General features: G+C 67.4%; 19 protein-coding genes. 14 read left to right on the top strand and 5 right to left on the bottom strand.

The annotated features are described in order from the left end of the window. Positions 1–14: 14 nt before the first annotated feature. Together rdgB and rph are read right to left on the bottom strand one after the other, a co-directional pair. Positions 15–665: an RdgB/HAM1 family non-canonical purine NTP pyrophosphatase gene (gene rdgB / locus CLD20_RS10220; protein WP_370636856.1), complete on the bottom strand. Its 651-nt coding sequence runs from the start codon at positions 663–665 to the stop codon at positions 15–17. Positions 666–675: 10 nt separating this feature from the next. Further along, entirely contained in the window at positions 676–1,389 is a 714-nt protein-coding gene (gene rph / locus CLD20_RS10215) for a ribonuclease PH (protein ID WP_224406527.1), read from the bottom strand. A gap of 154 nt (positions 1,390–1,543) precedes the next feature. Between rph and hrcA the strand changes: the two genes are divergently transcribed. The 5 genes from hrcA to CLD20_RS10190 all read left to right on the top strand — a co-directional run bounded on the left by hrcA (position 1,544) and on the right by CLD20_RS10190 (position 5,055). After that, a complete protein-coding gene (gene hrcA, locus CLD20_RS10210) occupies positions 1,544–2,590 on the top strand; it encodes a heat-inducible transcriptional repressor HrcA (RefSeq protein ID WP_370636855.1) in 1,047 nt (348 codons plus the stop codon). A 103-nt stretch (positions 2,591–2,693) separates the two neighbouring features. Further along, entirely contained in the window at positions 2,694–3,353 is a 660-nt protein-coding gene (grpE, locus tag CLD20_RS10205; RefSeq protein WP_224406525.1) for a nucleotide exchange factor GrpE, read from the top strand. Positions 3,354–3,535: 182 nt separating this feature from the next. Further along, on the top strand, positions 3,536–3,925 hold the full coding sequence (locus CLD20_RS10200; protein WP_224406524.1) for a VOC family protein: 390 nt from the start codon (positions 3,536–3,538) through the stop codon (positions 3,923–3,925). 70 nt (positions 3,926–3,995) lie between these two features. Next, positions 3,996–4,556: an orotate phosphoribosyltransferase gene (gene pyrE / locus CLD20_RS10195; RefSeq protein ID WP_224406523.1), complete on the top strand. Its 561-nt coding sequence runs from the start codon at positions 3,996–3,998 to the stop codon at positions 4,554–4,556. A 172-nt stretch (positions 4,557–4,728) separates the two neighbouring features. Next, positions 4,729–5,055, top strand: coding sequence for a hypothetical protein (locus tag CLD20_RS10190; protein ID WP_224406522.1), 327 nt, complete (start codon positions 4,729–4,731; stop codon positions 5,053–5,055). Positions 5,056–5,089: 34 nt separating this feature from the next. Here CLD20_RS10190 and lepB read toward each other — a convergent pair whose 3' ends face one another. Further along, positions 5,090–5,806, bottom strand: a complete 717-nt coding sequence (gene lepB, locus CLD20_RS10185; protein WP_224406521.1) for a signal peptidase I — start codon at positions 5,804–5,806, stop codon at positions 5,090–5,092. 56 nt (positions 5,807–5,862) lie between these two features. After that, positions 5,863–6,519: an alpha-ketoglutarate-dependent dioxygenase AlkB gene (locus CLD20_RS10180; protein WP_224406520.1), complete on the bottom strand. Its 657-nt coding sequence runs from the start codon at positions 6,517–6,519 to the stop codon at positions 5,863–5,865. A 270-nt stretch (positions 6,520–6,789) separates the two neighbouring features. On the opposite strand from CLD20_RS10180, the gene dnaK reads away from it, so the two are divergent. From dnaK to CLD20_RS10155, 5 genes are all read left to right on the top strand, one after another. Beyond that, complete coding sequence (gene dnaK, locus CLD20_RS10175; protein ID WP_224406519.1) at positions 6,790–8,718, top strand: molecular chaperone DnaK; 1,929 nt, start codon at positions 6,790–6,792, stop codon at positions 8,716–8,718. A gap of 49 nt (positions 8,719–8,767) precedes the next feature. Further along, the gene (locus CLD20_RS10170) at positions 8,768–9,649 is read left to right on the top strand and encodes an FkbM family methyltransferase (protein ID WP_224406518.1); all 882 of its coding nucleotides are present in this window, start codon (positions 8,768–8,770) and stop codon (positions 9,647–9,649) included. A 3-nt stretch (positions 9,650–9,652) separates the two neighbouring features. After that, positions 9,653–10,792, top strand: a complete 1,140-nt coding sequence (gene dnaJ, locus CLD20_RS10165) for a molecular chaperone DnaJ (RefSeq protein WP_224406517.1) — start codon at positions 9,653–9,655, stop codon at positions 10,790–10,792. A gap of 79 nt (positions 10,793–10,871) precedes the next feature. Then, positions 10,872–11,468, top strand: coding sequence for a class I SAM-dependent methyltransferase (locus tag CLD20_RS10160; RefSeq protein ID WP_224406516.1), 597 nt, complete (start codon positions 10,872–10,874; stop codon positions 11,466–11,468). A 1-nt stretch (position 11,469) separates the two neighbouring features. Beyond that, complete coding sequence (locus CLD20_RS10155) at positions 11,470–12,048, top strand: NADPH-dependent FMN reductase (RefSeq protein WP_224406515.1); 579 nt, start codon at positions 11,470–11,472, stop codon at positions 12,046–12,048. A 15-nt stretch (positions 12,049–12,063) separates the two neighbouring features. Here CLD20_RS10155 and CLD20_RS10150 read toward each other — a convergent pair whose 3' ends face one another. Continuing rightward, complete coding sequence (locus tag CLD20_RS10150; protein ID WP_224406514.1) at positions 12,064–12,381, bottom strand: ASCH domain-containing protein; 318 nt, start codon at positions 12,379–12,381, stop codon at positions 12,064–12,066. Positions 12,382–12,735: 354 nt separating this feature from the next. Between CLD20_RS10150 and ahcY the strand changes: the two genes are divergently transcribed. The 4 genes from ahcY (at position 12,736) to CLD20_RS10130 (ending at position 19,038) form a co-directional block, all read left to right on the top strand. Next, positions 12,736–14,136, top strand: coding sequence for an adenosylhomocysteinase (ahcY, locus tag CLD20_RS10145; RefSeq protein ID WP_224406513.1), 1,401 nt, complete (start codon positions 12,736–12,738; stop codon positions 14,134–14,136). A gap of 213 nt (positions 14,137–14,349) precedes the next feature. After that, entirely contained in the window at positions 14,350–16,818 is a 2,469-nt protein-coding gene (locus tag CLD20_RS10140) for a PAS domain-containing sensor histidine kinase (protein ID WP_224406512.1), read from the top strand. After that, positions 16,815–18,299: a tRNA (adenosine(37)-N6)-threonylcarbamoyltransferase complex ATPase subunit type 1 TsaE gene (gene tsaE, locus CLD20_RS10135; RefSeq protein ID WP_224406511.1), complete on the top strand. Its 1,485-nt coding sequence runs from the start codon at positions 16,815–16,817 to the stop codon at positions 18,297–18,299. Before CLD20_RS10140 ends, tsaE begins: the two co-directional genes overlap by 4 nt. A gap of 40 nt (positions 18,300–18,339) precedes the next feature. Continuing rightward, positions 18,340–19,038 carry a nucleotidyltransferase family protein gene (locus tag CLD20_RS10130; protein ID WP_224406799.1) on the top strand — a complete coding sequence of 233 codons (699 nt, stop codon included), beginning with the start codon at positions 18,340–18,342 and terminating at the stop codon, positions 19,036–19,038. Positions 19,039–19,042 lie beyond the last annotated feature (4 nt).

Here is a 19,042-nt window from a genome sequence, read left to right as displayed (position 1 = left end):
TCGCCACTGTCGAATCACCCAGCCACGGCAGACGCTGCAGGAAGGCAGGACGCCGCAAAGGCCTTGAAGGCCCGGGCGCGATGCGACAGCGCCTCTTCCTCGCCTGGGCGCCAGCCGTGCTTTTCCTCCGCGCTCATCTCGCCGAAGGTGCGGGAATGGCCCTCGGGCAGGAACATCGGATCGTAGCCGAAACCCCTGTCGCCGCGCGGCGGCCAGACGAGCGTGCCTTCCACCCTGCCTTCAAAGGTCTCCACCGCGCCTTCGGGCATAGCCAGAGCCAGCACGCAGACGAAGGCGGCGCGGCGCTTTTGCGGGCTGTCGGCGCCGAGGCCGGCGAGCTTTTCCTCGATGTTGCGCATCGCCTGGGCGAAATCGCGCCCGTCGCCGGCCCAGCGGGCCGAATAGATGCCGGGCGCGCCGTCAAGCGCCTCGACCGCAAGGCCGGAATCGTCGGCGAGCGCGGGAAGGCCGGAGGCCGCGGCGGCGGCGCGGGCCTTCAGCACCGCGTTCTCGGCAAAGGTCTCGCCCGTCTCCTCCGGCTCGATGAGACCGATATCGGCGGCCGCGCGCACGTCAAAGCCATAGGGCGAGAGGAGATCGGAGATCTCCGCCACCTTGCCGGCATTGTGGCTGGCAACGACCAGCGGACCGGGATGGAGACGCACGCCCTGCATCTCAGCCGACCGCCATCTTCTGCAGTTCGACGAGGCGCGAGATGCCGCCACGGGCGAGCGTGAGAAGTTTCGTCAGCTCTTCCTCCGAGAACGGCGCGCCTTCGGCCGTCGCCTGAACCTCGACGAGGTTGCCGGCGCCCGTCATGACGAAGTTGGCGTCGGTTTCGGCCGCCGAATCCTCCGCATAGTCGAGGTCGAGAACCGGATCGCCCTCATGGATGCCGCAGGAAACCGCGGCGACGTGATCGGTCAGGACCTGCGCGCGGACGATGTCGCGGGCACGCATCCACTGAAGCGCGTCGTGCAGCGCCACCCAGGCGCCGGTGATCGCCGCCGTGCGGGTGCCGCCATCGGCCTGCAGAACGTCGCAGTCGACGGTGATCTGGCGCTCGCCGAGGGCTTTCAGATCGGTGACGGCGCGCAGCGAGCGGCCGATGAGCCGCTGGATCTCCAGCGTGCGCCCGCCCTGCTTGCCGGAGCTCGCCTCGCGGCGCATGCGCTCGCCGGTCGAGCGGGGCAGCATGCCGTATTCGGCCGTGACCCAGCCCTTGCCGCCGCCGCGCAGCCAGGGCGGAACCTGCTCGGCAACGCTCGCCAGGCACATGACCTGCGTATCGCCGAAGCGCACGAGGCAGGAACCCTCGGCGTGTTTGGAAACGCCACGCTCCAGCGAAACAGCGCGCATCTCTTCGGCAGCCCGTCGCGATGGGCGCATCGGAATCTCCTCCACAAAAGTGTCGGTCCTGTTACGCATTCGCGGTGCCCCCCGCAAGGCGCGCCGCTTGCGCCGGGGGGCGAGCGAAGCAATATGAGGCAAGCCCAAAGCCTTCGCAAAGCATGGTACAGCCCGTGGATCGATGAAGAACGAGATGCTCACAGCCCTGGACGACCGCTCGCGGGAAATCTTCCGGCGCATCGTGGAAGGCTATCTCGATCGCGGCGAGCCGGTGGGCTCGCGCAACATCAGCCGGCTCCTGTCGGCCGCCCTTTCCCCGGCCTCGGTCCGCAACGTGATGTCGGACCTGGAATCCATGGGACTGATCTTCTCCCCCCATACCAGCGCCGGGCGCATGCCCACCGAAATGGGGCTGCGCTTCTTCATCGATTCGCTCCTGGAAATCGGCGGGCTGAGCGAGGGCGAAAGGCAGGCGATCGAGAGCCAGGTGCGCACCGGCGGCGGGGAAAAGAGCGTGGAATCGCTGCTGACGGAAGCGAGCCAGACGCTTTCGGGCCTTTCGGAAGGGGCCGGCGTCGTCGTCGCCGCCAAGCAGGATCTGCGCCTCAAGCATATCGAATTCGTGCGCATCGAACCGACACGGGCGCTGGTCGTGCTCGTCTCGGAGGAAGGGACGGTGGAAAACCGCGTCGTCTCCGTGCCGCGCGGCCTGCCGACCTCGGCGCTGCAGGAAGCCTCCAACTACCTCAACACCCATATCCGGGGTAGGACGCTCGCCGAGGCGCGCACCGAGCTGGAGCGCAAGCGCGAGGAGCGCCGGCGGGAGATCGACGCGCTGTCGGAAGGCATCATTGCCGAAGGGCTGGCGCAATGGTCGGGCGAGCCGGAGGGCGCGCCGACGCTGATCGTGCGCGGACGCTCCAAGCTTCTCAACGACCTCAAGGCGCTGGACGATCTGGAGCGCATCCGCGTGCTCTTCGACGATCTGGAGACCAAGCGCGACATCATCCAGCTTCTCGACCTCGCCGAAGGCGGCGAGGGCGTGCGCATCTTCATCGGCTCGGAGAACAAGCTCTTCTCGCTGTCGGGCTCCTCGCTCGTGGTGGCGCCGTTCCGCGACGGTTCGGAGCGGATCGTCGGCGTGCTCGGCGTGATCGGCCCGACGCGGCTCAACTATGCCCGGGTGATCCCGGTGGTGGACTATACCGCCCAGCTGATGACCCAGCTTATCCGCCGCTGAGCGCGGAAGATCGGCATGCAAGCGCGGCTTGCGGGTTGATTTTGCGCCTCCAAGCCTCGATATGCGGCGCGAATTCCAAGGACTGAAGAGAGAAAGCCTGGCAATGAACACCGAGAAGCACGATCTCGACAGCGCCGAGGCAGCAGCGCGGGCCGCGGCCGACGCCGCACGCGACGTCAGGGCGGAAGAGCGCAGCGAGCCGGAGGTCGACAGCGAAGAGGCGACGGCGAGCGTGGAAGAGCTGATCGCCCGGCTGGAGGCGGAGAAGAGCGACCTCACCGACCGGCTGCTCAGGGCAGCGGCGGAGATGGAGAACCTTCGCCGCCGCGCCGCCCGCGACGTGAACGATGCACGGCGCTACGCCGTCAGCAAGTTCGCCGCCGACATGCTGCAGGTGGAGGACAATCTGCGCCGCGCGCTGGAGGCCGTCGACGAGAAGGCCTGGGGCGCGGACGACCCGGAGCTGAAGGCGATGCTGGAGGGCGTGCAGATGACCGCCCGCGAGCTGGAACGCATCCTGGAACGCCACGAGGTGAAGCAGATTCCCGCCATGGGCGAGCGCTTCGATCCGCATCGCCACCAGGCGATGTTCGAGGTGCCCGATCCTTCCGTACCGGCCGGCACCGTCGTCCAGGTCGCCCAGAACGGCTACATGATCGGCGAGCGCATCCTGCGCGCCGCTCTGGTCGGCGTCGCCAAGGGCGGGCCGGCGCCGGACAAGGCGCCGCAGCCGGCGAACGACGAGGGCGAGAAGAAGGACTGAACCGGAGTTCAGCGCAGGATCCAGCGGGGCGTCCATCGGGCGCCCCGTTTTCGTTCCGGCTCATTCGTTCGCGGCGTATGCGTCCGGGGCTCACCGCAAGTTGAGCGCGGCCGCCTTGCCCGGGCCGGGCCGAGGACGGAAAGTGCGTTTCACGGGCGGAGCCGCGCCCGAGGGAGGGCGCTATGGCCCCGCACGGCATTTTCTACTGGAACGAACTGATGACCCACGACGTGGAGGCGGCGAAGAGGTTCTATGCCGACACGATCGGCTGGAGCTTCGATTCCATGCCGATGGACGGCGGCGCGACCTACTGGGTGGCGATGGCCGGCGACAAGCCCGTGGGCGGCATCTTCGACCTCAAGAGCGCCGGCCTTGCCGAGGTACCGGAGGCCTGGATGGCCTATATCGCCGTCGACGACGTCGATGCACGCTGCGCCAAGGCATCCGGCGCTGGGGCCGAGATCATGCGCCCACCCTTCGACGTGCCGGGCGTGGGGCGGATCGCCATCCTGAAGGAGCCCGGCGGGGCGGTGATCGGCTGGATGACGGCCGCCGCGCAAGCCTCGGGATAGGCGTCAGGCCGGGCTTGACCGGATTGCCGCTTTCGGGCCTTTCCCCTGCAGCATCTGCAGGAGGGACGGCATGGACGAACGCGGCGCGCTCTATCGCATCATCGAGGAACGCTCGTTCCGACAGGGGGGCGAGTTCACCCTCGCCTCCGGCCGAAAAAGCTCGGTCTACTTCAACCTGAAGCCGACGATGCTCGATCCGCAGGGCGCCCGGCTGATCGGCCTCGCTGCGGCCGAGACGGCGGCCGGGCTCGGCGCCGACGCGGTCGGCGGCCTTGCCATGGGCGCCGTCCCCCTCGTTGCCGCGACGGCCGCGATGAGCGCCATCGCGAACAAGCCGGTGCCGGCGATCTTCATCCGCAAGGAAGCCAAGGGCCACGGCACCCAGAGCCAGATCGAGGGGCTGGCCGAGGGCGAGAAGCTCTTCGGCCGGAAGATCCTCGTGGTGGAGGACGTGACCACGACGGGCGGCTCGGCCATGATCGCGATCGAGGCGCTCCGGTCGGCCGGAGCGACGGTCACCGACGTCCTCACCATCGTCGACCGCCAGGAAGGCGCAGAGGCCGCCTTCGCCAAGGCCGGCGTCACGCTGCATGCGCTCTTCTGCAAGAGCGATTTCGCCGACGTGGCCTGAGGCGGCTGCCGCTGCGACTCACCTCTGCCGGTGACCGATCGCGGGGCGAGCGGCGGCGCGCCCATCCCCTTCGCGCTTGCCCTTCGCGCTTGTCCTGCGCGCTTGTCCTGCGCGCTTGCCGCGACTTTCCGCCCCGATTAACAATCGTGGCGGGCCAAATAAGGGGGAACCCATGCACCGCCTGACGCTCGCCGCCGCCTTCCTCGCCGCGACCGCCATGTCGTCCGTGCCGGCGCTGGCCGACGACATCGTCTTCATGCTGCACAACAAATCGAGCTACGCCATCACCGGCTTCTTCGCCTCGCCGCCGGATGTCGACAGCTGGGAGGACAACATCCTCGAAAGCGACCTGAAGTCCGGCACGTCGATCCGCGTGACGATCGCCGACGGGCGGTCGGGCTGCCGCTACGATCTGCGCTTCGTCTTCGAGGACGACGACGCGGTCGAGGAGAAGGCGATCAATCTGTGCGAGGTCGAGGACTACAACGTCAACGACTGAGCAAGCGAGGCCGTGAGCCCGTCACGCCGGCGGCTTATTCGAGCGCGCTCAGATAGCGGCGGCCGGCGCAGGAAAGCCCCGGCTCCGGCGTGCAGGCATGCAGCGAGAAGAGGATGGCGCGCGAGCGGCCGATGAGGTTTTCCACCGGCACGAAGCCGAGGCTCTCAAAGCGGCTGTCGGCGGAATTGTCCCGGTTATCGCCCATGACGAAGAGATGGCCCTGCGGCACGCGGAAGACGCCGGTGTTTTCCTGCGGCCGGTTCTCCGACTGCAGGATGATGGAATGCGTGCGCCCGCCCGGCAGCGTCTCGGCATATTCGCGCACTTCGACCGGCGCGCCCGCGTCCTGGCGGTAGGCATAGGTGCGCAGATACTGCCGCTCCACCGCCTTGCCGTTGAGGATGAGCCGGCCGGCGGAGAGCTGCACCCGGTCGCCCGGCAGGCCGATCACGCGCTTCACCAGGGTTTCGCCCGTGCGGGGATGGGCGAAGATGACGATGTCGCCGCGCTCCGGCAGGCGGGGGAAGATGCGCCCGTCCTCCACCGCCCATTGCGGCAGGTCGAAGAAGGCCGGCGAATAGCGCCCGTAGCCGTAATCGAACTTGGAGGCGATCAGCCGGTCGCCGACCTGGAGCGTGGGCACCATGCTCTCGGAGGGGATGTAGTAGGTGGCAAAGGCGACGGTCTTCAGCACCGCCGTCAGCAGCGCGGCGCCAATGCCGATGCGCAGCCATTCCTTGATGTCCTTCACGGAGCTTCCTTTCAAAGACCCGGGCCAGGCCCCGCTAGCGGGACCTCGCGGCAAGTTTAGGGCGCCCGGCTCATCTCGGTCTCCGGCTCATCTGGGGCGCCTTCCGAGGGCGGCGTGACACGCCTCAAGGTGAGATTGATGCGCCCGCCATCGGACAGGAGCGAGGAAGATCCGGCAAGGATGCGGTCGACGCCGTGATAGGCAAGCCGCGCCTCGCCGCCGAGGACAAGCGCGTCGCCGGAGGCGAGGCGGAAGGAGCGCGTCGGGCCGCGCCGGCTCGTGCCGCCGATGCGGAATAGCGCCTCGTCGCCGAGCGACAGGGAAAGGACGGGCGCGGCAAAATCCTCCTCGTCGCGGTCCTGGTGGAGGCCCATGCGGGCGCCCGCGGCGTAATAGTTGACGAGGCAGGCCTGCGGCGGATGCGGATAGCCGGCGAGCTCCTGCCAGGCGGAAAGCAGCGTTGCCGGCATCGGCGGCCAGGGCTTGCCCGTCGCCGGATGGGCCGGCTGATAGCGGTAGCCGGAGATGTCGGAGACCCAGCCGAGCGGGCCGCAATTGGTCATGCGCACCGAAAACGGCCTGCCGGTGCGCGGCATGACGGGCGTGAAGAAAGGCGCCGCGCGCACGAGGTCGCGCAGCTCCTCGAGGAGGGCCTCCTGTTGCGGCCGGGCAAGATAGCCCGGGACGATTTTGAGGCCGGCGAGCTCGGCCATGTACGCTTGCCCTTCTTTCCTGCGGTCTTTGCCACCCGCCCCCAGGCGGTGCCCCGGGGGCGCAAAAACGAGGAGAATCGCTTGCGCCCGGATAGGGGTCTTCTTACTTGCGGCTCTGAAACCCCCTTCTTATATGAGCCGCAACCCAGCGCCGAACACCCGGCGCAGCGAGTTTCAAACGTCAGACCACGGGGGCTGGAACGGGCGTTTCTCCCGCTCACGGATGCCAGAAGGGGTCCGGCCAGCCTGCCGAACAAGGAGTGATTGGATATGGCGAAAGTCATCGGCATTGACCTCGGCACGACGAATTCGTGCGTCGCCGTCATGGACGGCAAGAACCCGAAAGTGATCGAGAATTCGGAAGGGGCGCGCACCACGCCTTCGATGGTCGCCTTCACCGAGGACAATGAGCGCCTGATCGGCCAGCCGGCCAAGCGCCAGGCGGTCACCAACCCGCAGCGCACGATCTTCGCGGTGAAGCGCCTGATCGGCCGCCGCTTCGAGGATCCGACCGTCGCCAAGGACCAGAAGCTGGTCCCCTACCAGATCGTCAAGGCCGACAACGGCGACGCCTGGGTGGAAGCCAACAGCGAGAAATACTCGCCCTCGCAAATCTCCGCGATGATCCTGCAGAAGATGCGCGAGACGGCCGAGAGCTATCTCGGCGAGAAGGTCGAGAAGGCCGTCATCACCGTTCCGGCCTACTTCAACGACGCCCAGCGCCAGGCGACAAAGGACGCCGGCAAGATCGCCGGCCTTGAAGTCCTGCGCATCATCAACGAGCCGACCGCGGCCGCCCTCGCCTACGGTCTCGACAAGAACGACGGCAAGACCATCGCCGTCTACGACCTCGGCGGCGGCACCTTCGACATCTCCATCCTGGAAATCGGCGACGGCGTCTTCGAGGTGAAGTCGACCAACGGCGACACCTTCCTCGGCGGCGAGGATTTCGACATGCGCCTCGTCGATTATCTCGCCGACGAGTTCAAGAAGGAGCAGGGGATCGACCTCCGGAACGATCCGCTGGCGCTGCAGCGGCTGAAGGAAGCCTCCGAGAAGGCGAAGATCGAGCTTTCCTCCTCGCAGCAGACCGAGGTGAACCTTCCCTACATCACCGCCGATTCCTCCGGCCCGAAGCATCTCACGATGAAGCTGTCGCGCGCCAAGTTCGAGAGCCTGGTCGATGACCTCGTGCAGCGCACGGTCGGCCCGGTGCAGGCGGCGCTGAAGGATGCCGGCACCTCCGCTTCCGACATCGACGAGGTGGTCCTCGTCGGCGGCATGACGCGCATGCCGAAGGTGCAGGAGACGGTGAAGAACCTCTTCGGCAAGGAGCCGCACAAGGGCGTGAACCCGGACGAGGTCGTGGCCATGGGCGCGGCGATCCAGGCGGGCGTGCTGCAGGGCGACGTCAAGGACGTGCTTCTGCTCGACGTGACGCCGCTGTCGCTCGGCATCGAGACGCTGGGCGGTGTCTTCACCCGCCTCATCGACCGCAACACCACCATCCCGACCAAGAAGAGCCAGGTCTTCTCCACCGCCGAGGACAACCAGAACGCGGTGACGATCCGGGTCTTCCAGGGCGAGCGCGAGATGGCCGCCGACAATAAGATCCTCGGCCAGTTCAACCTTGAGGGCATTCCGCCCGCGCCGCGCGGCATGCCGCAGATCGAGGTCACCTTCGACATCGACGCCAACGGCATCGTCAACGTCTCGGCGCACGACAAGGGCACCGGCAAGGAACAGAAAATCACCATCCAGGCCTCGGGCGGTCTTTCTGACGACGAGATCGAGAAGATGGTGAAGGAGGCGGAGACCAACGCGGAAGCCGACAAGAAACGCCGCGAGGTGGTGGAAGCCAAGAACCAGGCCGAGGCGCTCATCCACGCCACCGAGAAATCGCTCTCCGAGCACGGCGACAAGGTCGACGGGGAGACGAAGTCGGCGATCGAGACCGCGCTGGCCGAACTCAAGGAAGCCGCGCAGGGCGACGACAAGGAAGCGATCGACGCCAAGTCGCAGGCGCTCGCCATGGCTTCCATGAAGCTCGGCGAGGCCGTCTACAAGGCCGAGGAGGAAGCCGGACCTGACGCTGCCGCGGAAGGCGCCGACGAGGCTTCCGGAACGGCCCAGGACGACGACGTGGTCGACGCCGATTTCGAGGAGATCGACGACGACGAGCAGAAGAAGTCGGCCTGACCTGATCGAGACCGGGCCCGGATCCGCCGGGCCCGTTTTCGTTTCACCCATGTCGGAAGCGACGACCCACCCCCCCTTCGGAACACATGCCCTGCCGGCGCGGCTCGAAAGGCTGCGCCGCTGGTCTCTGGCGCGTCCGGCCTCCGGCGCGAACCGCCGCGTCGCCTCGCTGATCCGCCGCATCTGCCTCGCGGGGCGCGCGGATCCGGTGGATGTGGAGGTGTTTTCACGCGGCAAGGCGCGGCTCTTCCCGCGCTCCAATCGCTGCGAGAAGGCGGTCTTCGCCGGGGCGCAGTTCTGGGACCTCAAGGAACGGCAGGCGCTGGCGACGGCGATCGCCGCACACGGCAACGATCCCCGCTTCGTCTTCCTCGACGTCGGCGCGAATGTCGGGCTTTATTCGATCTTCGCCGCCGGCGAGGCGGAAAAGGCGAACCGGCCGATCCGCATCCTGGCGGTGGAGCCGGACCCGATGAACCGGGCACGGCTGGAGACGAACCTCACCCTTTCCGGCGCCAAGAACGTCACCGTCGTCGCCAAGGCGATCGGCGGCGAGGCCGGTTCGGCGCAACTGGCGCAGCCGGAGCGGAACCGGGGGGAGGTCAGGCTTGTTCGTGACGGAGGGGAAGGCGCAAGCGTTGCCGTCGCCACATTGCCGCAGCTTCTTGCCGAACACGAAATCGAACGCATCGACGCCATGAAGATCGACATCGAGGGAGAGGACGAAGCGGCCCTCTTGACCCTGTTCTCGCAGACGGGCCGGCAAAGCTGGCCGCGGCTTCTCATCGCCGAAGCAGGCCGGGACGAAAGCCCCTCCCTCATTGCGAGCGTGGCGCGCCACGGCTACAGCCTCGTGGAGCGCGCCGGCATCAACGCCGTCTTCCGGCTGGAAGAGCCGGGCGCGGACGCTCGAGCAGAAGGGGGCGCCTGAGCCTTGTCCAAGCGCGACTATTACGAAGTACTGGGAGTTTCCCGCACGGTCGACGAGAAGGAACTCAAATCGGCCTTCCGCAAGCTCGCCATGAAATTCCATCCGGACCGCAATCCGGACGACCACGAGGCCGAGCACCGCTTCAAGGAGGTGGGCGAGGCCTATGAGGTGCTGCGCGACCCGCAAAAGCGCGCCGCCTACGACCGCTTCGGCCACCAGGCCTTCGAGCAAGGCGGCTTCGGGGCACGCGGCGGCGCCGCGGGAGCGGCCGGCTTCGGCTCCTTCTCCGACATCTTCGACGACATCTTCGGCGAGTTCATGAGCGGCGGGGCGCGCCGCTCCGGCGGGCGCGAGCGCGGCTCGGACCTCCGGTACAACCTCGAGGTCACGCTGGAGGAGGCGTATACCGGGAAGACCGTGGAGATCGAGGTGCCGACCTCCGTCTCCTGCGACAATTGCGGAGGCTCGGGCGCCAAGCCGGGCTCCAGCCCCACCACCTGCCCGACCTGCCGCGGCGCCGGCCGCGTGCGCGCCACGCAGGGCTTCTTTCAGATCCAGCAGACCTGCCCGACCTGCCAGGGGCGCGGCGCCATTGTCACCGATCCGTGCGAGAAATGCTCCGGCTCCGGACGCCTCTCCGAACGGCGCACGCTCTCCGTCAACATCCCGGCCGGCATCGAGGACGGCACACGCATCCGCGTCGCCGGCGAAGGCGAGGCGGGGCTGCGGGGCGGACCTGCGGGCGACCTCTACATCTTCCTTTCCATCAAGCCGCACGAGTTCTTCCAGCGCGACGCGGCCGACATTTTCTGCCGGGTCCCGGTCTCCTTCACCACCGCCGCGCTCGGCGGCCAGTTCGAGGTGCCGACCGTCGACGGGGGTCGCACCCGCGTGCGCGTTCCCGAGGGCACGCAGACCGGCAAGCAGTTCCGCCTCAAGGGCAAGGGCATGCCGGTGCTGCGCTCGCGCAACCATGGCGACATGTACGTCCAGATCATCGTGGAGACGCCGCAGAACCTGTCGCGCCGCCAGCGCGAGATCCTGGAAGAATTCGATCGGGTTCAATCGGAAGAAAACAATCCGGAATCCACGGGTTTCTTTGCTCGTGTCCGCGACTTCCTTGAATCGCTCGGCGACACATAAACGTCACCGAAATAAAGGAAACCGCTTCAGCTGTTCGTCATCGCGACGGCTGCAAGACAGAACAATGAAAGGCTGACGGATGCTCCAGAATGCCACCCCGCTCGCCGAGCGGATCGAGGATGAGTTTCGCTTCTTCAAGACCTGGGCGCAAAGGCCGTTGAAGATGGGCGCGGTCACGCCTTCCAGCCGGGCCTTCGCCCGCATGATGATCCGGCACGGCAAGCCCGATCCGGAAGGCTGGACGCTGGAGCTCGGACCCGGCACGGGCGTCATCACCGAGGAGCTGATCCGTTCCGGCATCCCCCAGGAAAAACTGGTCTGCGTGGAGTACGAGGAGCATTTCTACGAACTCCTGAAGAAGCGCTTTCCGCGCGTGAACCTCATCCGCGGCGACGCCTTCGACCTTGCCCATACGCTCGGCGAATTCGCCGACACCGAGTTCTCCGCCGTCCTTTCGGGCGTGCCCGTCCTGCTCATCTCGGAAGAGAAGCGCCGCCGCTTCATCGACGACTGCCTGTCGCGCGTGCGCCCGGGGGGCAACATGACCCAGCTCTCCTATTCCTTCACCTCGCCGCAGAAGCCGGTGCCCGGCTGCTTCGACGTGCGCAAGTCGGAGTGGGTCGCGTTCAACCTGCCTCCGGGGCGGGTGTGGATCTTCGAGCGCGAGGCCGCCTGACATGCCGGTCAGGGTGCTGGTCGTCCCCGGCTCTTTCCGCTCGGGCTCGCTCAACACCCGCCTTGCCGGCCTTGCCACGAAGAAGCTCGCGCTCCGGGGCGCCGACGTCACGCGCATCTCGCTCGGCGACTATGCGCTGCCGATCTATGACGGCGACCTGGAAGAGAGGGAGGGCGTGCCCGCGAACGCCAAGGCGCTGGCACGCCATTTCACCGCCCATGACGCCGTGCTCATCGTCAGCCCGGAATACAACGCCTCCATTCCGCCGGTGCTTTCCAACGCCTTCGACTGGATGAGCCGCGACGGGGTGAAACCTTTTCGCGACCGGGTCTTCGGGCTCGCCTGCGCCTCCGCCGGCCATTTCGGCGGCGTGCGCGTGGCACTGGCGCTGCGCCAGATGCTGGAGGCGAGCGGCCTCGGCGCCCTCGTCATCCCCGAGCACTTTCTCCTGCCCAATGGGGGCGAGGCCTTCGACGAGCAGGAAGAACTGCGGGACCGGGCCGCCGACAAGCGGCTGGAGGCGATGCTGCGCGCCCTCATCGAACGCGCGACCGCCCTCAAACTCGCGCATGAGAGCTAGAGCACGCTCTCCGGCCTATCCCGCTTCACGAAACACAAACTCGATCACCTGAACGATGCTGGTCAGCTGGATCTGCGGATAATGCTCGCGCATGCCTTCCAGCATGACGTCGGGGGGCCATTCATCGGCCCGTCCGAGGAAGGCGGCGGCCTGCGAAAGCGGCATGTGCGTACAGTTGTGGACATCCACCACCACGCTCCGGCCGGCATCGCCCTCGCACAGGAACATCATCGGGCCGGGCGTGACGGTCCGCTCGCGCCAGCGGATCGTGGATGTTTTTTGGCCGCTCAGGATCAAAGGGAAGAGCCTCGCCACCACGTCCAGGCTCTGCATTGGTTCGTCCATTAAGAGGCCCACTCCCGAATGTCCGGTGCTCCCGCGAATGGCCGCGCCTTCGTGCTCCGATCCGTCCAGGGGTTAACCGAACAGATCGTTCGACACCATTCGCGCGCCCAACGCCGGCAGCCTGTTTTTCGGTTTCAGGCTTCCATCATGTGCACGGGCCGCATCTCCAAGCCGTGCTCGCGAGCGCCAGGGGCACGGCCGGGGCGGCAGGCGACGCGCCGCCCCAGCGCGGCCATTCGAACCGAGGCGCGAGCCTTGCGGGTCGCCGCGACTTGCCGCTTTCCGGCCAGCATGGTAACGCCCCGACCAACCTTCACGACATTCGAACGAACCGAGGATTTGATGCCCGAGCGCGAAGATTTCGTTGTCAAAGATCTGTCGCTGGCCGAGTGGGGCCGCAAGGAGATCGAGATCGCCGAGACCGAAATGCCGGGTCTCATGGCGCTGCGCGAGGAATACGGCGCCTCCCAGCCGCTGAAGGGCGCGCGGATCGCCGGATCGCTGCACATGACGATCCAGACGGCCGTCCTCATCGAGACGCTGGTGGCGCTCGGCGCGGAAGTGCGCTGGGCCTCCTGCAACATCTATTCGACGCAGGACCACGCCGCGGCCGCGATCGCCGCAAGCGGCGTTCCCGTCTTCGCCGTCAAGGGCGAGACGCTTGCCGAATACTGGGACTATGCCGACCGCATCTTCGAATGGCCGAACGGCGAGACGGCCAACATGATCCTCGACGACGGCGGCGACGCCACCATGCTCATCCTCCTCGGCGCGCGGGCGAAGGACGATCCCTCGCTGATCGCCAGCCCGCAGAACGAGGAAGAGGAAGAGCTTTACAAGATCATCAAGCGCCGGCTCGACACCACGCCGGAATGGTTCGACAAGGTGCGCGCGGCCATCCGCGGCGTCTCCGAGGAGACGACCACCGGCGTGATGCGCCTCTATGACCTGCAGAAGAAGGGCATGCTTCCCTTCCCGGCGATCAACGTCAACGACAGCGTCACCAAGTCGAAGTTCGACAACAAGTACGGCTGCCGCGAATCGCTGGTCGACGGCATCCGCCGCGCCACCGACGTGATGATGGCCGGCAAGGTCGCCGTCGTGTGCGGCTACGGCGATGTCGGCAAGGGCTCGGCGCAGTCCCTCAAGGGCGCCGGCGCACGCGTGAAGGTCACGGAGATCGATCCGATCTGCGCCCTGCAGGCGGCGATGGACGGCTTCGAGGTCGTGACCATGGACGAGGCGGCGCCGCATGCCGACATCTTCGTCACCGCCACCGGCAACAAGGACGTCATCACCATCGATCATATGCGGGCGATGAAGGACATGGCGATCGTCGGCAACATCGGCCACTTCGACAACGAGATCCAAGTCGGCGCGCTGCGCAACCTCAACTGGAACGAGGTGAAGCCGCAGGTCGACATGGTGACCTTCCCGGACGGCAAGCGGATGATCCTCCTGTCGCAGGGCCGGCTCCTCAACCTCGGCAACGCCACCGGCCATCCGAGCTTCGTCATGTCGGCCTCCTTCACCAACCAGGTGCTGGCGCAGATCGAGCTCTTCACCAAGGGCGATGAGTATTCCAACAAGGTCTACGTGCTGCCGAAGCACCTCGACGAGAAGGTCGCCTCGCTGCACCTGAAGAAGCTCAACATCGAACTGACCAAGCTGAGCCCGGAGCAGGCCTCCTATATCGGCGTCTCCGAGGAAGGGCCTTTCAAGGCGGACCACTACCGCTACTGAGTTCCGCCGCAGCTCTTTGCACAGCAATCCACAGGCTGAAGGAGCGCCCGCGGGCGCTCCTTTTTTTGTCGATCCGCCGAGCGTTCCGCGACTTGCCCGCCTTTACCGCGCCTTCGCCTTTTCCGGCCTCTGCGAAGCGGGTAATGTGTCGATTCGGGTGGGGATGTCGGGGCTTCCTCTCCGGTAGCCAGGACAGACGCGGCGGAGACGAGATTGGACCGGCAGGCCGGGCACAGAGCGATTCAAGCTGCGGGCAGGATCGCATCCGGCGTCGCGGCGAGCATCGCCGTCGCCCCTCCGGCCAGCGCAGCCTCCATTCCGGCCCTCCTGAGCAGCGGCGGCCTCTCCCAGCTCCTCTGGCTCGCGGTCACGGCCGGCTGTGCCGGCACGGCGGTCATCGCCATCGGCTTCCTGGCGCGACGCGAGCGCGACAGCAGCCTCGCCGACGCACAGAAGCGGATCGCCGCCCTGCAGCATTCGCTCGACCGCAGCGAGGCGCTGCTCGCCAGCGACGACCAGAAGACCATCTGCTTTTCCATGGCCGAGACGGAGCCCGTGCTCTACGGCGCCTTGCCCGAGCGAACCGGAGCGCCGGCGGCCAGCGACGATTTCCTCACCTTTTCCGACTGGCTGGACCAGCGCAGCGCCGATGCGCTGGCCGAATGCATCACGGGACTGCGGGAGACGGGCGAATCCTTCCGCCTGTCGCTGCGGACCTTCACCGACTGCTTTCTGGAGGCGACGGGCCGCACCAGCGGCAACCGCGCCATCATCCGGCTGCGCGAGCTGACCGGAGAGCGCCGCTCCTTCGCCGAGCTGAAGGAGCAGGCCGGCTTCGTCATCTCCGAGATGACGGCGCTGCGCTCACTCGCCGAGAGACTGCCCTTCCCGCTCTGGCGGCGGAACATGCACGGGCGTCTGAGCTGGGCCAATCCGGCCTACCTTGCCGCCACCGGCGCCAGCGACCTCGCCTCCCTCAATGCGCGCGGCAGCGAGCTTCTCGACCCTTCGACGCGCGACGCGATCCGCGCCGCCCACCGCGAGGGCCTCGTCTTCCACGAGACGGTGGCGGTGCGGTTCGGCCAGACGAAGCGCCAGATGGACGTGTTCGACATCAAGGCCGAGGACGGGACGGTGGGCCTTGCCATCGATGTCACGGAGCTGGAGAACGCCCGCGGCGAACTGAGGCGCAACATCGAGCTCAACGCCCGGCTTCTCGACGAGGTCTCCTCGGCGATCGCCGTCTTCGGCGGCGAGCAGCATCTGGAATTTTCCAACGCCGCCTTCCGCACGCTCTTCGGCCTTTCCGACCGCTTCCTCGTACCCGGCACGGAGGAGGGCGTCATCCTCGACCAGCTGCGCGCCGAGCGGCAGCTTCCCGAGCAGGCGAACTACCGGGCCTGGCGGCGCGAGCACCTTGAAGCCTATGTCGACCCGCAGCCGCGCGAGGAAATGTGGCACCTGCCGGACGGGCGCTCGCTCCGGCTGATCGCCACGCCCAACGTGCAGGGCGGCTTCACCTACATCTACGAGAACGTGACGGAGCGGCTTTCGCTGGAAAGCCGCGTCAACGCGCTGTCGCGCATCCAGGGCGAGACGCTCGACCACCTTTCGGAGGCGGTCGGCGTGTTCGGCTCCGACGGCCGGCTGCGGCTCTACAACCCGGTGCTGACGGAGATGTGGCGCCTTTCGCCCGACTTCCTCAGCAAGGAACCGCATATTTCCAGCCTCATCGGCCACTGGATGGTGTTCTATCCGGACCAGGAGACCTGGAAGAAGATCGCTACGGCGATCACCCGCACGGATGCCGGCGAGAGCCTCGAAGGCCGCATGGAGCGCCGCGGCGGCTCCGTCATCGAATACGCCACCGTGCCGCTGCCGCAGGGCATGACGCTGCTCACCTTCGCCGACGTCACCGAGAAGGCGCAGGCGCACCGCTTCCTGGAAGAGCGCAACCGGCTCCTGGAAGAGGCCGACCAGCTGAAATCCGACTTCATCCAGCACGTCTCCTACGAATTGCGGACGCCGCTGGCCTCCATCATCGGCTTCTCGCAGATCCTCGCCAGCGAGACGCCCGGCGAGCTCAACGAGCAGCAGCGCGAATATATGGGCCATATCTCGCAGTCCTCCGACGCGCTGCTCGCCCTCGTCAACGACATCCTCGACCTCGCCACCGTCGATGCCGGCATCATGGAACTGGAGATCGGCGAAGTGGACATCGCCGGCGTGGTGCGCGCGGCCGTCGAAGGCATCGGCGATCGGGTGGAGGAAAAGAAGGTGGCGCTGGCGATCTCGGCGCCTGCCGGGCTCGGCAGCTTCCGCGCCGACGCCTCCAGGGTGCGGCAGATCCTCTACAACCTGCTTTCCAACGCCATCAACTTCTCGCTCGAGGGCGGCCGTGTCGGCCTTTCGGCCGAGCGCGAGGAGGGGCATGTGGTGTTTCGCGTCAGCGACGAGGGGCCGGGCATTCCCGAGGCGATCCGCAGCGACATCTTCAAGCCCTTCGAGGGCACGGCGCCGCAGGGCGGGCGCCGCGGCGCCGGGCTCGGCCTTTCCATCGTGAAGCGGCTCGTGGAGCTGCACCACGGCGAGATCCTGATCGATTCAGAGGAAGGCGCCGGCACCACCACCACCGTGCGCCTGCCGGTCGATGTCGAAGAGGCCGTGCAAGCGGCCGAATGAAGCCTTCCGTGCCGCCCCGACCGACCGCCACGATGGCGCTCGCCGACGAGCGCGCCACGATCCGGCTTGCCGAGGACATCGCCGCGGCTGCGCGGGCCGGCGACACGATCCTGCTGGAGGGCGGGCTCGGCGCCGGCAAGACGAGCCTCGCGCGCGCCTTCATCCGCGCCATTGCGGGCGAGCCGCGCCTGGAAGTGCCGAGCCCGACCTTCGCGCTGCGGATCGACTATCCACTGGCGCGCCTTGCCGTCGTGCATGCCGACCTCTACCGGCTCGGCGCGCCGGAAGAGGCGGAGGAGACCGGGCTCCTCGACCTTCCGGCGGAGGCGACGCTCATCGCTGAATGGCCCGAAAAGGGCGCGCTTTCGGCGCCCGACGCTCTGACGGTGCGGCTGGAGGTTGCCGGCGAGGGCCGGCAGGCGAGCCTTGCCGGCGGCGGCGACTGGCCGGAAAGGCTGGAGCGCAGCTTCCATATCCGACGCTTCCTCGACGCAGGCGGCCGCGCCGACGCGCACCGCATCCCGATCCTCGGCGACGCATCAGGCCGCAGCTACGAGCGCATCCGCGACGGGGACGAGGCCATCCTGATGAACGCGCCGGCGCGGGCCGAGGGCCCGCCGGTCTGGAAGGGCAGGAGCTACGACGCCGTCGCGCACCGGGCGCTCGACCTTTCCGCCTTCCTCAAGGTCGGCGGCCTTCTCGCCGCAAGGGGGGTGAAGGTGCCGGGCGTCCTTTCCCAGGATCTTCCGGCAGGTCTGCTGCTCGTTGAGGATTTCGGCAGCGAGCCGATCGTGAGCGCCGAGCGCGAGCCGATCATGGCGCGCTACGAGGCGGCGGCCGACCTCCTCGTCAAACTGCACCGGCCGCACAAGAGCGACGCGCGGGCGGCCATCCTCCTGCCCGCCTACGACACGGAGGCGCTCCTCATCGAGGCGAGCCTGTTTGCCGACCATTTCGCCGGGCCGGAGACGGGCGCGCCGCTGACGGCCGCGGAACGGACGGATTTCCTCAAGGCCTGGCGGGAGCTGCTCGCCGGGATCGAGGGGGGCGAGAAGGCGATCGTGCTGCGCGACTACCATTCGCCCAACATCATCTGGATGGCGGGCGAGAAGGGCACCGACCGGGTCGGCGTCATCGACTTCCAGGACGCGCTGATCGGCCATCCGGCCTACGACCTCGCCTCGCTCTGCCAGGATGCGCGCGCCGATATCAGCGAAGAGCAGGAAGAAGCGCTTCTTGCGCGCTACATCGCGGCACGGAAGCGCGGGCGGGGCGCCTTCGACGAAAAAGCCTTCCGGGCCGCCTACACGATCCTTGCGGCGCAGCGGGCGAGCAAGGTGCTCGGCGCCTTCTCGCGCATGTCGCGGGAGGGAAAGCCGGCCTACCGGGCGCACATGCCGCGGCTTCTCGCCCGGCTGAAACGCGACCTCAACAAGCCGGTTCTGTCGCCGCTCCGCCGGTGCTATCAACGCCTCCTCTGACCCATCTGGAGGCTCGCTGTTGACCTCTCTGTCCAGCGCCATGGTGCTTGCGGCCGGCTTCGGCCGGCGCATGCGCCCTTTGACGACCACCACCCCGAAGCCGCTCATCGAAGTCGCCGGCAAGGCGCTCATCGACCACTGCCTCGACGGGCTGGCCGAGGCGGGCATCGGCAAGGCCGTGGTGAACGTGCATTATCTCGCCGATCTCGTGGAAGCGCATCTTTCGCGCCGCCGGCAACCACAGGTGCTGATTTCCGACGAGCGCGCGAAGCTGCTCGATACCGGCGGGGCCTGCATCAAGGCACTGCCGCTTCTCGGCGAGGGGCCCTTCCTCATCCGCAATTCCGATTCCTTCTGGCTGGAGGGCGTGCGGCCTAACCTCAGATGGCTGATCGACGGCTGGGACGAAAAGGAGATGGACGGGCTGTTGCTGCTCGCCTCCACGGTCGCCTCGGCCGGCTATTCCGGCAGGGGCGATTTCGTGCTCGGCAAGGACGGGCGGCTGGAACGGCGCCTGGAGCGGACGGTGGCGCCGTTCGCCTATGCGGGGGCGGCGATCCTCTCGCCGCGCCTCTTCGACGATCCGCCCGAGGGGGCCTTCTCGCTCAACGTCCTCTTCGACCGGGCGCTGGAAAAAGGCCGGCTCTTCGGCGTGCGCCTCGACGGACTGTGGATCAACGTGGAAAACCCCGAGGCCATCCGCGCCGCCGAGCTCGCCATCCTGGAAAGCGCCGCCTGATGCG

It is taken from the genome of Afifella sp. IM 167 (assembly GCF_020144925.1).
Taxonomy (GTDB): Bacteria; Pseudomonadota; Alphaproteobacteria; order Rhizobiales; family Afifellaceae; genus Afifella.
Note: the sequence above shows the minus strand (reverse complement) of the source record. Positions and strands in the feature narration are given on the sequence as shown.

Bases quoted from the DNA above. Each gene is read 5' to 3' on its own strand.
- rph (WP_224406527.1), bottom strand. From the start codon at position 1,389: ATGCGCCCATCGCGACGGGCTGCCGAAGAGATGCGCGCTGTTTCGCTG.
- hrcA (WP_370636855.1), top strand. From the start codon at position 1,544: ATGCTCACAGCCCTGGACGACCGCTCGCGGGAAATCTTCCGGCGCATC.
- grpE (WP_224406525.1), top strand. From the start codon at position 2,694: ATGAACACCGAGAAGCACGATCTCGACAGCGCCGAGGCAGCAGCGCGG.
- CLD20_RS10200 (WP_224406524.1), top strand. From the start codon at position 3,536: ATGGCCCCGCACGGCATTTTCTACTGGAACGAACTGATGACCCACGAC.
- pyrE (WP_224406523.1), top strand. From the start codon at position 3,996: ATGGACGAACGCGGCGCGCTCTATCGCATCATCGAGGAACGCTCGTTC.
- CLD20_RS10190 (WP_224406522.1), top strand. From the start codon at position 4,729: ATGCACCGCCTGACGCTCGCCGCCGCCTTCCTCGCCGCGACCGCCATG.
- CLD20_RS10180 (WP_224406520.1), bottom strand. From the start codon at position 6,519: ATGGCCGAGCTCGCCGGCCTCAAAATCGTCCCGGGCTATCTTGCCCGG.
- dnaK (WP_224406519.1), top strand. From the start codon at position 6,790: ATGGCGAAAGTCATCGGCATTGACCTCGGCACGACGAATTCGTGCGTC.
- CLD20_RS10170 (WP_224406518.1), top strand. From the start codon at position 8,768: ATGTCGGAAGCGACGACCCACCCCCCCTTCGGAACACATGCCCTGCCG.
- CLD20_RS10160 (WP_224406516.1), top strand. From the start codon at position 10,872: ATGCTCCAGAATGCCACCCCGCTCGCCGAGCGGATCGAGGATGAGTTT.
- CLD20_RS10155 (WP_224406515.1), top strand. From the start codon at position 11,470: ATGCCGGTCAGGGTGCTGGTCGTCCCCGGCTCTTTCCGCTCGGGCTCG.
- CLD20_RS10150 (WP_224406514.1), bottom strand. From the start codon at position 12,381: ATGCAGAGCCTGGACGTGGTGGCGAGGCTCTTCCCTTTGATCCTGAGC.
- ahcY (WP_224406513.1), top strand. From the start codon at position 12,736: ATGCCCGAGCGCGAAGATTTCGTTGTCAAAGATCTGTCGCTGGCCGAG.
- tsaE (WP_224406511.1), top strand. From the start codon at position 16,815: ATGAAGCCTTCCGTGCCGCCCCGACCGACCGCCACGATGGCGCTCGCC.
- CLD20_RS10130 (WP_224406799.1), top strand. From the start codon at position 18,340: ATGGTGCTTGCGGCCGGCTTCGGCCGGCGCATGCGCCCTTTGACGACC.